Here is a 12,913-nt window from a genome sequence, read left to right as displayed (position 1 = left end):
CAGCCTCGACGTTAGCGACAAATGGGCCAGATTGCTAAGCCTGCTCCGCTTTTTCGGCGGTTTCCGGACGCCGGTCCGTCATTTATGCGAAAGAAACTTAAAGCGGTTCCGAGCTTCCGACTTGTCGGTTAGTGTTTCGCAGGTGAAGGCAATCCGCAGATTTACCGTCCGAACCGTTCTCCCCGAGTCGATCCGGCCGCTGGCCCGGTTGGCCACCAACCTCCGGTGGTCCTGGCACCGGCCCACCCGGGAACTCTTCGAGAGCCTGAACCCGAAGGTCTGGGCCGAGAGCGACCACGATCCGGTGAGCTTCCTCGGCCTGGTCAGCAGGGAAGAACTGCAGCGTCTCGCCGCGGACCTCGATGTGGTGCGCCGGGTCCACGCTGCCGCGGAGGACCTTGACCGGTACCTGGAACAGCCCCGCTGGTACCAGAGCCTCGGCGACGGCGCCCCGGCGTGCATCGCCTACTTCTCCCCTGAGTTCGGCATCACCGAAGTGCTGCCGCAGTACTCCGGCGGCCTCGGCATCCTGGCCGGGGACCACCTGAAGGCAGCCTCGGACCTGGGTGTCCCCCTGATTGGCGTCGGCCTGCTGTACCAGGCCGGCTATTTCAAGCAGTCGCTGTCCCGGGACGCCTGGCAGCAGGAGACCTACCCCGTCCTGGATCCCGACGGGCTGCCGCTGACCCTGCTGCGCGAGGCCTCCGCCGACGGCAACGGCAAGCCGATCCAGATTTCCCTGCCCCTGCCCCTGCCCCACGGCCGGCGGCTGCTGGCGCACGTCTGGCGCGCCGACGTCGGGCGTGTTCCGCTCCTGCTGCTGGATTCCAACGTTCCGGGCAATGACGAAGCCGCGCGCGGCATCACGGACCGCCTGTACGGCGGCGGCGGTGACCACCGCCTCCAACAGGAGCTCCTGCTCGGCATGGGCGGGGTCAAGGCCATCCGCATCTTCCAGCGACTCACCGGCAGCCCCGCGCCGGAAGTGTTCCACACCAACGAAGGCCACGCCGGCTTCCTCGGAGTGGAGCGGATCCAGGAAATGATGGCCGCCGCGGCGCCGCTGAGCTGGGACGAGGCGCTGGCCGCCGGACGCGCCTCCACCGTTTTCACGACCCACACCCCGGTCCCGGCCGGCATTGACCGCTTCGAGGTCTCGCAGATCCAGCACTTCTTCGACGCCGGACTGGCTCCCGACGTTCCGGTGGCCAAGATCCTGAACCTCGGCCGCGAGGACTACACCGACGGCAATCCGTTCGTGTTCAACATGGCCGTGATGGGCCTGCGGCTGGCCCAGCGCGCCAATGGCGTAGCCAAACTGCACGGCGAGGTGTCCCGCGGAATGTTCTCCGCGCTGTGGCCGGGCTTCGACCCCTCGGAGGTTCCCATCACCTCGGTCACCAACGGTGTGCACGTGCCCACCTGGGTGGACCCCCGCGTCTCCGCACTGGCGCGTGACCAGTTCGGCTCCGACGCGGAAACGCAGGGCCGCTGGGACCTGGCGTACAACGTCAGCGACGAGGACGTCTGGGCCCTCCGCCGGGAGATGCGTGTGTCCCTCGTCGAGGACGTCCGGCGCCGCCTCCGGGCCGCCTGGAAGAAGCGCGGGGCGGCCGATGCCGAGCTCGCGTGGACGGATTCCGTGCTGGACCCGGACATCCTGACCATCGGCTTCGCCCGGCGCGTGCCGACCTACAAGCGCCTGACCCTGATGCTGCGCGAACCCGAGCGGCTCAAGGCCCTGCTGCTGCACAAGACGCACCCGATCCAGCTGGTCATCGCAGGCAAGTCGCACCCGGCCGACGACGCGGGCAAGAAGATGATCCAGGACCTCGTCCGGTTCACCGACGACCCGGCGGTGCGGCACCGGATCGTGTTCCTGCCCAACTACGACATCGCCATGGCCCGGACCCTGTTCCCCGGGTGTGATGTGTGGCTGAACAATCCGCTGCGTCCGCTCGAGGCATGCGGCACCTCGGGAATGAAGGCCGCCCTGAACGGTTCGCTTAACCTCTCGGTCCTGGACGGCTGGTGGGACGAGATGTACGACGGCGAGAACGGCTGGGCCATTCCGACCGCAAACAACGACGCCTCCCCCGAGGAACGCGATGACATCGAGGCGGCCGCCCTGTACGAGCTGCTTGAGAAGCAGGTGGCCCCCCGCTTCTACGGGCTGACGGTCTCCGACGGCGCCGGCGCTGCGGGACCCTCCCAGCCCGGGCCGCAGGCGGTCCCGACGCACTGGGTCTCGATGATCAAGCACACCATGTCCCACCTGGGCCCGGCGGTCTCCGCCGACCGGATGCTCAAGGACTACGTCAACGTCCTGTACCGGCCGGCGGCAGTCGCCGGCCGCCGGGCGGCGGAGGACAATTTTTCCGAGGCCAAGGCCCTCGCCGGGTGGATTTCCCGGGTCCGGGCCGCCTGGCCGCAGATCCAGGTGGAGCATGTGGACTCAGTGGGCGTCTCGGAGGACCCCCAGATTGGGGACATTCTCCAGGTCAACGCCTACGTGGCCCTGCACGATCTCACCCCGGATGATGTGTCCGTGGAAGTGGCGTACGGCAGGGCGGAGGACGGCGACGAACTGGCCGACGTCACGGTGGCGGAGCTGAAATCGATCGAGGACCTTGGCCGGGGCCGGCACCTTTTCAGCGGAACCCTGGTGATCGACCGGTCCGGTTCCTTCGGTTACACGGTCCGGGTGCTCCCCAAGCACATTGCCCTGGCGTCGAGGGCGGAACTGGGCCTGATCGTTAACGCCTGAGCCGCCTGCCGACAGGCTGAACGAGAACAGCGCCGCACCCCGGATCCCGGGGTGCGGCGCTGCTCTCTCCTGTGTGGCTAGAGGCAGACGGCGATGACGGCCAGGTTCTTGCCGGAGTAGCGTTCGGCGTCCTGCAGGATTTCGCAGATGACACCGAACGAACGGTCCGAGCGGAAGGCCGCCGGGACCTCCCAGATGAAGGTGACCGGGACCTGGCCGTCGTCGGCGACGGCGTCGGCGAAGTCGTGCAGGGAGTCGTTGAGCGCGTCGAGGTTCACGCCGTAGTCCGCCGGAAAGTCCAGCGTCTCCGCAAACGTCTCGAGGACGCCGCGCTTGCTGTCGGCGGCAGGAATCAGCACGGGACGCCGGCCGGCGTCGCCCACCAGCGTCTGCAGTTCCTCGATGGTCCAGGTGTCTGCGGAGTAAATCTTCATGGGTTTGCTACTTGCCTTCGACGATGAACTTAAACGAGTTGTAATGGTCCGGGGTGTAATACTTCTCGCCCGCCTGCCCGGCGACGATCCGGCGGGCTCCCCGGTCCGATTCACCCGGGGTCCTGACCGTGTATTCCTTGTAGTAGCCGGAGGATTTCCGAGGCAGAAGGCGCTCGAAATTTCCGAATGTGACATCATCCCTGGTGTAGGGGTAGGGACCGCCCCGGGCGATCAGCGCCAGTGTCTGGCGGGCTTCGGCGGGAAGTTCCGAGGCCCGCACTTCCGGCAGCCCGGACGCGTTCGCGATGGACCGCGGCGCGGCAGGGGCGCCGCGCCGGGCGGCGCTTGGCTGGGACATGCTCGTTGGGCTGGCGCCCGCCGGGGCGGTGCCGGGCGGGGCAGTCCCCGTCAGCGGGACCCCTGCCAGCACTAAGGCCAGCACCGCCAGCCCGATCAGCAGGGCAAGCAGGGCCGTCAGCCGCTGGGGTTTCATTCTTCGTTTCCTTGCACTGAATCCAGGGCCGGACTAGGTGCGGTAGATGTTGATGGAATTGGCCTGCACGACGTCCCGTTCGCCCGATGCGACCCGGACGCCCTGGCGCCGGTCGTGGAGCTCGGAGGTGGTCAGGCGCAGTTCGAAGAGCCGGTTGCCTGTCCCGTCCTCGTTCCTGAGCAGAGGCAGCGTGACTTTGACGTCCTTGGCGCCGCCGTTGACCACGACGAGTCCGTCCACGTGGCCGTCGTCGGAACCGAGCAGGAGCTGCACCACCCGGTGGCCGGGATCCTGCCAGCGCTCCCCGGCCATCGGCTCGCCCCGGTCGTCGAACCAGTGGAAGTAGGACTGATTTTCGCGGGTCGGGTAGTCATGCGGCTGCCCGGCCAGGAATTCGCGGCGAAGCCGGATCACGCGCTTGGTGGTGCGCAGCATCGAGTGTGACTCGGGAGTGCTGGTCCAATCGATCCAGGTGATCGGGTTGTCCTGGCAGTAGGCGTTGTTGTTGCCCTGCTGGGTGCGGGCGATCTCGTCGCCGGCGGTGATCATGGGCACGCCCTGGGAGATCATCAGCGAAGCCATCAGGTTGCGGCTGGACTGCGCGCGTCGGGCAAGGATGTTCTCGTCTTCCGTCGGGCCCTCGAAGCCGTGGTTGTAGCTGCGGTTGTCGCCATGGCCGTCACGGTTTTGTTCGCCATTGGCTTCGTTGTGCTTGCGGTCGTAGGACACGAGGTCAGCCAGGGTGAAGCCGTCGTGGGCGGTCACGAGGTTGAGCGAGGCGAGCCGGGAGCGGCCGGAGGGTTCAAACAGGCTCGCGGAGCCGGAGAGCGCGTCCGCGAGCCGGGCCACCGAACCGCCCTGCCCGCCGGCGTCGATCGCGGCGCGGTCAGCGAGCCAGAAGCTGCGGACGGCGTCGCGGAAGTGATCGTTCCAGTCCACCCAGCCGGCCGGGAAACGACCGGTCTGCCAGCCGCCATAGCCGATATCCCAGGGTTCGGCGATGAGCTTTGTCGCGGACAGCACCGGGTCGGCGCCGACTGCGACCAGCAACGGGTGCTGGGGGTCGAACTCATTGGCGGCATTGCGGGCCAGCGTTACCGCGAGGTCGAAGCGGAAGCCGTCGATGTGGAACTCCGTCACCCAGTAACGCAGGGAATCCAGCACCAGCTGGACCACGCGGGAATCGCCGAAGTTCAGGCTGTTGCCGCAACCAGTGGTGTCCACATATCTGCCGTGGCCGTCATTGCGGTAGTACGTCATCTCGCCGAGTCCGCGGAAGCTGAGAGTCCGGCCGTCCCGGCCACCCTCCGCCGTGTGGTTGTACACGACATCAAGGATGACTTCCAGGCCGGCGGCATGCAGCAGCTTGACCATGCCCTTGAACTCGTCCTGGACTGCCTGCGGGCCGGCGGCCTGCGCCGCCTCGGTGGCGTAACCGGGGTGCAGGGCGAAGAACGCGGCCGTGTTGTAGCCCCAGTAGTTCGTCATGCCGAGATTCTGCAGGTGCGGCTCGTCGACGTGGAAGTGCACCGGAAGGAGCTGGACGGCCGTAATCCCCAGCGCGATCAGGTGCTCGATCATGGCCGGGTGCGCCAGGCCGGCGTACGTGCCCTGAAGGGCCTCGGGCACATCCGGGTGGAGCTTGGTCTGGCCGCGGACGTGCGCCTCGTAGATGATGGTGTTGCGCCACGGAACCCTGGGACCGCGGTCGTTGCCCCAGTCGAAGCCGCTCTCCATCCGGACGCTCGTGATGAACTCCCCGCGCTCGTCGACCGCCCGGCCGTAGGGGTCCAGCAGCAGCGGCTGCCCGCCGCTCTCGTCAAAATCCGGGGCGGGCATGGACAGCGGGAGCGCTTCGTGATCCGGGGTGGCCCGGAAACCGTACCGCGAACCGGCCGGAATCCCCTCGACGATGCCGTGGTGGACGCCGTCGGTCACGTTCGGCAGCGTCTTCAGTTGCCAGGTGCCACCGGGAGCCTGGTAGGCGATCTCCAGCGTCGCCACCCCGGGCGCGTAGACAGCCACATTCGCGAAGGCACTCCGAGGATCATCCAGTGCCGGCGAACCGGTGGACGGAACGCTGATTCCCAGCGGAAACGCACGCGAGGCGTCTACGGTGGAAGCTGTGTCTACGTAGGTCATAACCATTGCTCAAAGTTTAGCGGGGCCGAACAAAAAGCCCCGGATTCCGATTTCCTGACGAAGTGCAGTTTACGCAAATGGCGGCGTTGCATACTGGAACAGACGCCAAAATTGGAGGTAAAAGTGCGGATTGCACTCGCTCAAATCATTACCGGACGCGATCTTGCCGCAAATCTGGCCCTCGTGGAGGACTATGCGGCCCGCGCCAGGGCCGGCGGCGCCGAGCTCGTGGTGTTCCCCGAGGCCACGATGCGCGCCTTCGGTAACTCGCTGCTGGACATCGCAGAGCCGCTGGACGGCCCCTGGGCATCGCGGGTGCGCGCCATTGCGGCGGCACAGGACATCGTGATCGTTGCGGGGATGTTCACGCCCGGGGCCGCGGGCGACGGCGGCAAGGTGCGCAACACCCTGCTGGTCACGGGCCGCGGCCTGGAGACCAGCTACGACAAGATCCACCTCTTCGACGCCTTTGGTTTCGCGGAGTCGGACACCGTGGACGCCGGCGAAGAGCCCGTCACCTTCGAGTTTGACGGCGTGACGTTCGGCCTCGCCACCTGCTACGACATCCGCTTCCCGGACCTGTTCACCGAGAACGCGGACCGCGGAGCCGACGTGAACATTGTGTGCGCGTCCTGGGGGTCCGGTCCCGGCAAGGCCGAGCAGTGGAAGCTCCTGGCCCGCGCCCGCGCCGCGGATTCCACCACCCTGATCCTCGCCTGCGGCCAGGGCGACCCGGCCAGCCAGGGAATCCAGCCCAAGGGTGCAGCGCCCACCGGCGTCGGGCACTCCGTCGTCGTCTCCCCCTTCGGAGAAGTCCTCGAAGAGCTCGACGGCGCCCCCGGCCTGCTGTTCGCGGACCTGGACCCCGCCGCCGTCAAGGAAGCCCGGGCCAAACTCCCGGTCCTCGCAAACCGCCACAAGTTCTAGGGCCGCCGCCGAGTCCGCTTGGTGCCTTCCCCGGACACCGGCGCCTGAAACGCTCCCTCACCTGTGGCGGCTAAACCGGAAACGCTCCCTCACCTTTCGCGGCTAGACCGGAAACGCTCCCTCATCTTTCGCGGCTGAACCGGAAACGCTCCCCCAACAGACGTGAGAGAGCGTTTCCTGACTTTTCGCCAGACGTGAAGGAGCGTTTGGTCATCACCCGCCAAAGGTGAGGGAGCGTCAGGGCCCCCAGCTGGTGTGGATTACTTGACGGCGCGCTGGCGGGAGATTTCGTAGAGGGAGATGCCGACGGCCATGGAAGCGTTGAGTGACTCCATGGCGGAGTCGATCGGGATGGAAACGATCTGGTCGCAGTTCTCACGGACCAGGCGGCTGAGGCCCTTGCCCTCGGAACCCACGACGATGCAGACCGGCTCGGTGGCCAGGGCGAGGTCGGGCAGCGAGACGTCGCCGTCGCCGTCGAGCCCCAGAACATAGATGCCCATGTTCTTGAACGCCTTCAGCGTGTTGTTCAGGTTGGCCGCACGTGCCACGGGGACGCGGACGGCGGCTCCCGCGCTGGTCTTCCAGGCCGAGGCGGTGACGCCGACAGAACGGCGCTCCGGAACGATGACGCCGTGGCCGCTGAAAGCCGAGACCGAGCGGATGATCGCGCCAAGGTTGCGCGGATCGGTGATGCCGTCGAGCGCAACGAAGAGGGGGGCGTTGGCGACGTGGCCCTTCTTCCAGCTCGCGAGGGTTTCCTCGGCGAGCTCGTAGGCGTCCTGGTATTCGTACGGCGGGATCTGCAGCACCAGGCCCTGGTGGATGGCGTCGTCCGTCATCCGGTCCAGCTCGGGCTTGCCGGTTTCGAGCAGCGGGATGCCGCGCTCGGCAGCGAGCTTGAGGGACTCCTTGACGCGGTCATCCATCTCGATCCGGATGGCGACGTGCAGGGCCTTGGCCGGGATGCCGGCGCGCAGTGCCTCCACGACGGAGTTGCGTCCGGTGACGACTTCCTCGGTGGCGCGGCCCTTGGGGCCGGAACGTGCGCCGGCGTTGCGCGGGGCGCCCGGACGCTTGGCTGCGGAGCGTTCCGCGAGCTGCTTGTTCTTGTGCGCCTTGTGGTAGGGACGGTCCTCCGCCTTGGGAGTGGGACCCTTGCCTTCGAGAGCCTTGCGGCCGTGACCGCCGGTTCCGACGGAGGGGCCCTTCTTCAGTTTGACCGACCGGCGACCGTTGTTGGCCATAATTTTCACCCTTTTAAATACGCGATTCGTTAATAAGTCTGAACTCCAGTCTACTGACTCGAGTTAAATCCTGAACCGCGGGCGGTGGCGGGCTCCTGGCTCAGCGCCAGGAAGGTTGTCGGATCAGCCCCGCTTGAGGCTCCAGCTTGCCCCGTCCGGGCCATCCTCGACCACGACGCCGGCGGCGGCCAGGGTATCGCGGATGGCGTCCGAGGCGGCCCAGTCCTTGCTGGCGCGGGCCCGGGACCGGGCCGCCAGCTGCGCTTCTACGAGGACTCCCAAAGCGGTGGTGCTCTGTTCGTCAACTGCCGGCCCCGCGATGTCGTTGAGACCAAGGACACGCAGCATGTCGTTGACGCTGACGAGTGCCTGCCGGGCGGCGTCGAACTCCCCGGCGGTGAGGGCAGTGTTGCCGGCGCGGACGGTTTCGTGGAGCACCGCCAGAGCCTGCGGGACGTTGAGGTCATCGTCCATCGCCGCTGCGAAACCGTCCGGGACGGACCCGTGGCTGCCGAAGGCGAAGTCTCCGTCCGCCGTAGCAAGAGCCCGGGCGGCGCGGCTGATGAAACCGTCGACCCGTTCCACCGCGGCGGCGGCCTCCTGCAACGAGGTCGGCTGGTAGTCCAGCACCGAGCGGTATTGGGCCTGGCCGAGGTAATAGCGGACCACACGCGGCGGGGCCAGCTCCAGCATCTCGGCGGGGCTGACGGTGTTGCCGATCGACTTGGACATTTTCTCGCCGCCGTAGGTGACCATGCCGTTGTGCATCCAGAAGTTGGCAAAACCGTGGCCGGCAGCCTGTGACTGCGCCATCTCGTTTTCGTGGTGCGGGAACCTGAGGTCCAGTCCGCCGCCGTGGATGTCGAACTCGGCGCCGAGGTACTTGGTGACCATCGCGGAGCATTCGAGGTGCCAGCCCGGACGGCCGGCGCCCCACGGCGAGGCCCAGCTCGCCGTCGTCGGCTCCCCCTCCTTGTGGCCCTTCCAGAGGGCGAAGTCACGCGGATCCTTTTTCCTGTTGCCGAACTGGGCTTCCACGTCCGGGGCGCCCTGCATGTCGTCGACCTTCTGACGGGTCAGGGAGCCGTACCTGTCCCAGGAGCGCACGTCGAAGTAGACGTCGCCGGACCCGTCCGGCGCCGGGTAGGCATGCCCGCGGTCGATCAGCTGCCGGATCAGGGTGTGCATTTCCGGGATGTGGCCGGTGGCGCGCGGTTCGTAGGTGGGGCGGGAAACGCCCAGGGTGTCGTAGGCCTTGAGGAATTCCTGCTCGTAGCGGTACGCGAGTGCCCACCATTCCTCATTCCGGACGGCGCCCGGCTCGTCCTCGAAGTCCGGCCCGAACGACGCCGCGGACTTGGCGAGGATCTTGTCGTCGATGTCCGTGACATTGCGGACCACCGTGACGCGGAACTCCCGGTACTGCAGCCAGCGCGTGAGCTGGTCGAAGGCGATGGCGGAGCGGATGTGCCCGACGTGCGGCATGCCCTGCACCGTGGCGCCGCAGTAGTAGAGGCTCACTTTGCCCGGAATCAGGGGGACGAAGTCGCGGACTTCGGCGGATGCAGTGTCATAGAAGCGCAGGGTCACCGCTCCAGATTAGCCGATGGGGCTCCGGCACTGACGTGCGGACCGCCCCGCGGGACTACTTGCAGTGCTCGCCGATCTTGTTCATCTGTTCGGCGAGCTGCTTGTTCTGTTCCTCGCTCTTGGCCCCGAGGGAGGAACCGGAGACCTGTTTCATGATGTCGGCCATCTTCTGGATGGGGGCCGCCACCTCGGGAGCAACCTTGTCCGCGACCTCCTGGTAGTGCTTGGATATCTGTTCCGCCTGCTGCTGCTGGTTGCCCGTGGGGACGAAGGTGTCCTGGTTCAGGAACGCGCAGCTGTCCGGGATGCTCATCTTCGGTGTCCCTGCGCAGCCAGTGAGCAGCAGTCCGGCCACTAGTACGACGGCGGGCAGCAGCTTTTTCACGGGGGTCTCCTGGTGTTGCGGAAAGGGATGTTCGGTTAAGCCTAGGCGACGGTCTCCGGAGACGCCGAGACGGAGCGGTAGACGAGGGCTGTCGCGGTGGCGGCAATGCCTTCGCCGCGGCCGGTGAAGCCAAGGCCGTCGCTTGTGGTGGCCGAAACGCTCACCGGGGCGCCGGCGGCCTCGCTCAGGACCCGCTGGGATTCCTCCCGGCGCGGGCCGAATTTGGGTCTGTTGGCCACGAACTGCACAGCGATGTTCCCGATCTCAAAGCCCTCGGCGCGGACGATCCGGGCGGCCTCGGCCAGCAGGGTCACCCCGGAGGCTCCGGCGTACTCCGGCCGGTCCGTGCCGAAATGCGTACCGAGGTCACCGATGCCGCTGGCGGAGAACAGTGCGTCGGCAGCGGCGTGAGCGACGGGGTCGCCGTCGGAGTGGCCGGACAGCCCGCGCTCCCCGTCCCACAGCAGCCCGCCGAGCCAGAGCGGCTGGGGTGCGCCCTCGGGGGCGTAGGCGTGGACGTCGATGCCGATGCCGGTCCGCGGAATGACGGGCAGCGGGGTGTTCTGGGGCCCGGACATGCTCAGCCCTCCACCCAGCGGGCGCCCAGCGGGCCTTCGAGGAGACCTTCGGCAATGATCAGGTCCAGCGGGGTGGTGATCTTCAGCGACTGGCTGGCGCCGCGCACTGCGTGGACGGGGACACCGAGGCGTTCCACCAGCATGGCGTCGTCGGTGACGGCGGCTGCCTGGCCGGCGTCGAACCCTGCCGCAGCCTCGTGGGCCCGTTTCAGCGTGGCCAGTTCGAAGCCCTGCGGGGTCTGTACGGCCCGGAGGGTTTCCCGGGCGGCGGTGCCGGTGACGAGCTCCGGGGCGATTGCGGCGCCGTCGCCGGTGGTCGGTTCCACGGTCTTCACCGTGTCCACCACGGGGATGACCGGGATGACGGCGAGGGCGCCAGCCGCCAGGGCGCGGGACACGCGGTGGAAGACAGCCTCGGGCGCCAGGGCGCGGGCGGCGTCGTGGACCAGGACGGCTTCGGTGGCCGGCAGGAGCGCCGCCAACGCGGCGCGGACCGACTCGGCGCGGCTGGCGCCGCCGTCGACAATGGTCACCACCGGGAGCTGCGCGGCGTCCCCCGGACCGGAAGTCCGCCCGCGCTCCGCTTTGAGTTCCTGCGCGAAGGCCTCACAAAGGGCGTGCAGTTCCGGATCGCCGGGCGGGATGGCGACGCAGATCTGCCGCGCGATGCCCGCAGCGGCGACGCCCCGCAGGGCGTGGGTGAGGATGCTGTCCCCGCCCAGCGGAACCTTGGCTTTCGGCATGCCGTAGCCCAGGCGCTGGCCGGAGCCGGCGGCGACGACGATAACCGCGGTGACGGGGTTTCTCGGTGCAGAGTCCATGCGCACAAGACTACGTCCCGGCGCCGCGAGTAGCCCACTGAGCCATCAGGCAAAAAGAAACCCCGGCAGTCGTTACGCTGCCGGGGTTCGATTCTTGTCTGTTCAACTCTTGCTTAGGAAGCCAAGACCTCGTCGAGAACGCTTGCAGCCTTCTCTTCATCAGTCTTCTCAGCCAGCGCCAGTTCTGAAATCAGAATCTGGCGTGCCTTGGCCAGCATGCGCTTCTCCCCTGCGGAGAGACCCCGGTCGTGATCGCGGCGCCACAGGTCGCGGACGACCTCCGCCACCTTGATGACGTCACCGGAAGCAAGCTTCTCCAGATTTGCCTTGTATCGACGTGACCAGTTGGTGGGTTCTTCAGTGAACTCAGCCCGGAGCACTTCAAACACGTGCTCCAGACCTTCTTTGCCCACTACGTCCCGGACCCCAACAAGGTCAACGTTTTCTGCTGGAACTTCAATGGTCAGATCACCCTGAGCCACCTTGAGCTTGAGATACATCTTCTCTTCGCCCTTGACAGTGCGCATCTTGATTTCTTCAATTTTGGCTGCACCGTGGTGAGGGTAAACTACTGTCTCGCCGACCTCAAAAACCATGTGGACATTCCCCTTTCCCGCAGACCAGTTTATCACGTTTAAGGCATACGACTGCCATGGAACGTGGCCAAGAACCGCATGAATCCGGGGAAAATGGCCCCAAACCGGCCTCCGAACCCCTTGACGAATGCGGATATTAGTGCATTGCACTGCCGTTGCCAAGGCCGCGCGTTGACCCCCGCGAGCGGCGCGCCGGCCCGAAGTCCGCGGCATTGTGTACCGCCCGAATCATGTTTGGCGAGGATTGCCGATAGGCTATGGCTGAATAATGTTCCAAGACTCTCAAGGGGTGCGTGACGTGGGTTTCACTGCGATGAACCGGGGCCAGCGCGGCAAGCTGGCAATGGCAACGGCTGTTCTGGGCCTCGGCCTGCTGTCCGTAACAGGCTGCGGCTACATCAACCCCCAGCAGACCTCCGCGCAGTACGCGGCTTCGGACGGGACCCAGGCCAACATTGGCCCGCTGCAGCTGCGCAACATGATGATCATCTCCGCCGGTGAGGACAAGCCCGGCCGCGTGATCGGCGCCGTCTACAACTCGTCGTCCGAGGATGTGACGCTGACCGTCAACGGTGCCGGCGGCGCGCAGACCCGGATCCCGGTCAAGCAGAACTCCTATACGCTGCTCAACGATTCCACTGACGAGGCCATCCTGAGCAGCACCGGCGGCGTCCCGGGATCCCTCGTTGAGGTCAGCATCAGCGAGGACGGCACCAACCAGAACACCAAGTTCAAGGTCCCGGTGCTGGACGCGACGATACCCGACTACAAGCAGTACCTGCCGGCCGGCAGCGAGCCCACAGGGTCGGCCACGCCGACCTCGACCCCCTCGCCGACAGGCGGGCCGGACCACTAGCTTCCATACAAAAGGAGGGGCACCCGTCAGGGTGCCCCTCCTTTTTCCTGCCTGCTTTCAGTCCGTGCCTCCCTGCC

Annotated in this window: 12 protein-coding genes; 3 read left to right on the top strand and 9 right to left on the bottom strand. The window is 66.8% G+C overall.

Translation table 11 applies throughout. The features are described from left to right. Positions 1 to 142 precede the first annotated feature (142 nt). On the top strand, positions 143 to 2,767 hold the full coding sequence (glgP, locus tag ASPU41_RS09220) for an alpha-glucan family phosphorylase (protein ID WP_069952592.1): 2,625 nt from the start codon (positions 143 to 145) through the stop codon (positions 2,765 to 2,767). 77 nt (positions 2,768 to 2,844) lie between these two features. Here the strand turns inward: glgP and ASPU41_RS09215 are convergent, their stop codons facing one another. Genes ASPU41_RS09215 through glgX form a run of 3 tightly spaced genes read right to left on the bottom strand, consistent with a single transcriptional unit; the run spans position 2,845 to position 5,842 of the window. Then, a complete protein-coding gene (locus tag ASPU41_RS09215) occupies positions 2,845 to 3,201 on the bottom strand; it encodes a barstar family protein (RefSeq protein ID WP_069950667.1) in 357 nt (118 codons plus the stop codon). Positions 3,202 to 3,208: 7 nt separating this feature from the next. Beyond that, on the bottom strand, positions 3,209 to 3,694 hold the full coding sequence (locus ASPU41_RS09210) for a ribonuclease domain-containing protein (RefSeq protein WP_069950666.1): 486 nt from the start codon (positions 3,692 to 3,694) through the stop codon (positions 3,209 to 3,211). Between the two features lie 33 nt (positions 3,695 to 3,727). Beyond that, a complete protein-coding gene (glgX, locus tag ASPU41_RS09205; RefSeq protein ID WP_069950665.1) occupies positions 3,728 to 5,842 on the bottom strand; it encodes a glycogen debranching protein GlgX in 2,115 nt (704 codons plus the stop codon). Between the two features lie 117 nt (positions 5,843 to 5,959). On the opposite strand from glgX, the gene ASPU41_RS09200 reads away from it, so the two are divergent. Then, positions 5,960 to 6,763 (top strand): carbon-nitrogen hydrolase family protein, encoded by an 804-nt coding sequence (locus ASPU41_RS09200; RefSeq protein WP_069950664.1) that lies wholly within the window; start codon positions 5,960 to 5,962, stop codon positions 6,761 to 6,763. A gap of 260 nt (positions 6,764 to 7,023) precedes the next feature. On the opposite strand, the gene rlmB is transcribed toward ASPU41_RS09200, so the two are convergent. From rlmB to ASPU41_RS09170, 6 genes are all read right to left on the bottom strand, one after another. Then, complete coding sequence (rlmB, locus tag ASPU41_RS09195; RefSeq protein WP_069950663.1) at positions 7,024 to 8,010, bottom strand: 23S rRNA (guanosine(2251)-2'-O)-methyltransferase RlmB; 987 nt, start codon at positions 8,008 to 8,010, stop codon at positions 7,024 to 7,026. A gap of 123 nt (positions 8,011 to 8,133) precedes the next feature. Continuing rightward, positions 8,134 to 9,600: a cysteine--tRNA ligase gene (cysS, locus tag ASPU41_RS09190; RefSeq protein ID WP_069950662.1), complete on the bottom strand. Its 1,467-nt coding sequence runs from the start codon at positions 9,598 to 9,600 to the stop codon at positions 8,134 to 8,136. A 55-nt stretch (positions 9,601 to 9,655) separates the two neighbouring features. Further along, positions 9,656 to 9,985, bottom strand: coding sequence for a hypothetical protein (locus ASPU41_RS09185; protein ID WP_069950661.1), 330 nt, complete (start codon positions 9,983 to 9,985; stop codon positions 9,656 to 9,658). Between the two features lie 41 nt (positions 9,986 to 10,026). Next, complete coding sequence (gene ispF / locus ASPU41_RS09180; RefSeq protein WP_069950660.1) at positions 10,027 to 10,563, bottom strand: 2-C-methyl-D-erythritol 2,4-cyclodiphosphate synthase; 537 nt, start codon at positions 10,561 to 10,563, stop codon at positions 10,027 to 10,029. Positions 10,564 to 10,565: 2 nt separating this feature from the next. Continuing rightward, positions 10,566 to 11,384, bottom strand: a complete 819-nt coding sequence (gene ispD / locus ASPU41_RS09175) for a 2-C-methyl-D-erythritol 4-phosphate cytidylyltransferase (protein ID WP_069950659.1) — start codon at positions 11,382 to 11,384, stop codon at positions 10,566 to 10,568. A gap of 113 nt (positions 11,385 to 11,497) precedes the next feature. After that, complete coding sequence (locus ASPU41_RS09170) at positions 11,498 to 11,980, bottom strand: CarD family transcriptional regulator (protein ID WP_024367191.1); 483 nt, start codon at positions 11,978 to 11,980, stop codon at positions 11,498 to 11,500. 313 nt (positions 11,981 to 12,293) lie between these two features. Between ASPU41_RS09170 and ASPU41_RS09165 the strand changes: the two genes are divergently transcribed. Then, the gene (locus tag ASPU41_RS09165; RefSeq protein WP_069952591.1) at positions 12,294 to 12,836 is read left to right on the top strand and encodes a hypothetical protein; all 543 of its coding nucleotides are present in this window, start codon (positions 12,294 to 12,296) and stop codon (positions 12,834 to 12,836) included. The last annotated feature ends 77 nt before the right edge of the window (positions 12,837 to 12,913 follow it).

Origin of the sequence: Arthrobacter sp. U41, from assembly GCF_001750145.1 — a bacterium.
In the GTDB taxonomy this organism is placed as follows: Bacteria; Actinomycetota; Actinomycetes; order Actinomycetales; family Micrococcaceae; genus Arthrobacter.
Note: the sequence above shows the minus strand (reverse complement) of the source record. Positions and strands in the feature narration are given on the sequence as shown.

What these genes read in the sequence shown, in the direction of transcription:
- ispF (WP_069950660.1), bottom strand. Translation starts at nt 10,563, where the DNA reads ATGTCCGGGCCCCAGAACACCCCGCTGCCCGTCATTCCGCGGACCGGC.
- ASPU41_RS09165 (WP_069952591.1), top strand. Translation starts at nt 12,294, where the DNA reads ATGAACCGGGGCCAGCGCGGCAAGCTGGCAATGGCAACGGCTGTTCTG.
- glgX (WP_069950665.1), bottom strand. Translation starts at nt 5,842, where the DNA reads ATGGTTATGACCTACGTAGACACAGCTTCCACCGTAGACGCCTCGCGT.
- rlmB (WP_069950663.1), bottom strand. Translation starts at nt 8,010, where the DNA reads ATGGCCAACAACGGTCGCCGGTCGGTCAAACTGAAGAAGGGCCCCTCC.
- ASPU41_RS09210 (WP_069950666.1), bottom strand. Translation starts at nt 3,694, where the DNA reads ATGAAACCCCAGCGGCTGACGGCCCTGCTTGCCCTGCTGATCGGGCTG.
- ASPU41_RS09215 (WP_069950667.1), bottom strand. Translation starts at nt 3,201, where the DNA reads ATGAAGATTTACTCCGCAGACACCTGGACCATCGAGGAACTGCAGACG.
- ASPU41_RS09170 (WP_024367191.1), bottom strand. Translation starts at nt 11,980, where the DNA reads ATGGTTTTTGAGGTCGGCGAGACAGTAGTTTACCCTCACCACGGTGCA.
- ispD (WP_069950659.1), bottom strand. Translation starts at nt 11,384, where the DNA reads ATGGACTCTGCACCGAGAAACCCCGTCACCGCGGTTATCGTCGTCGCC.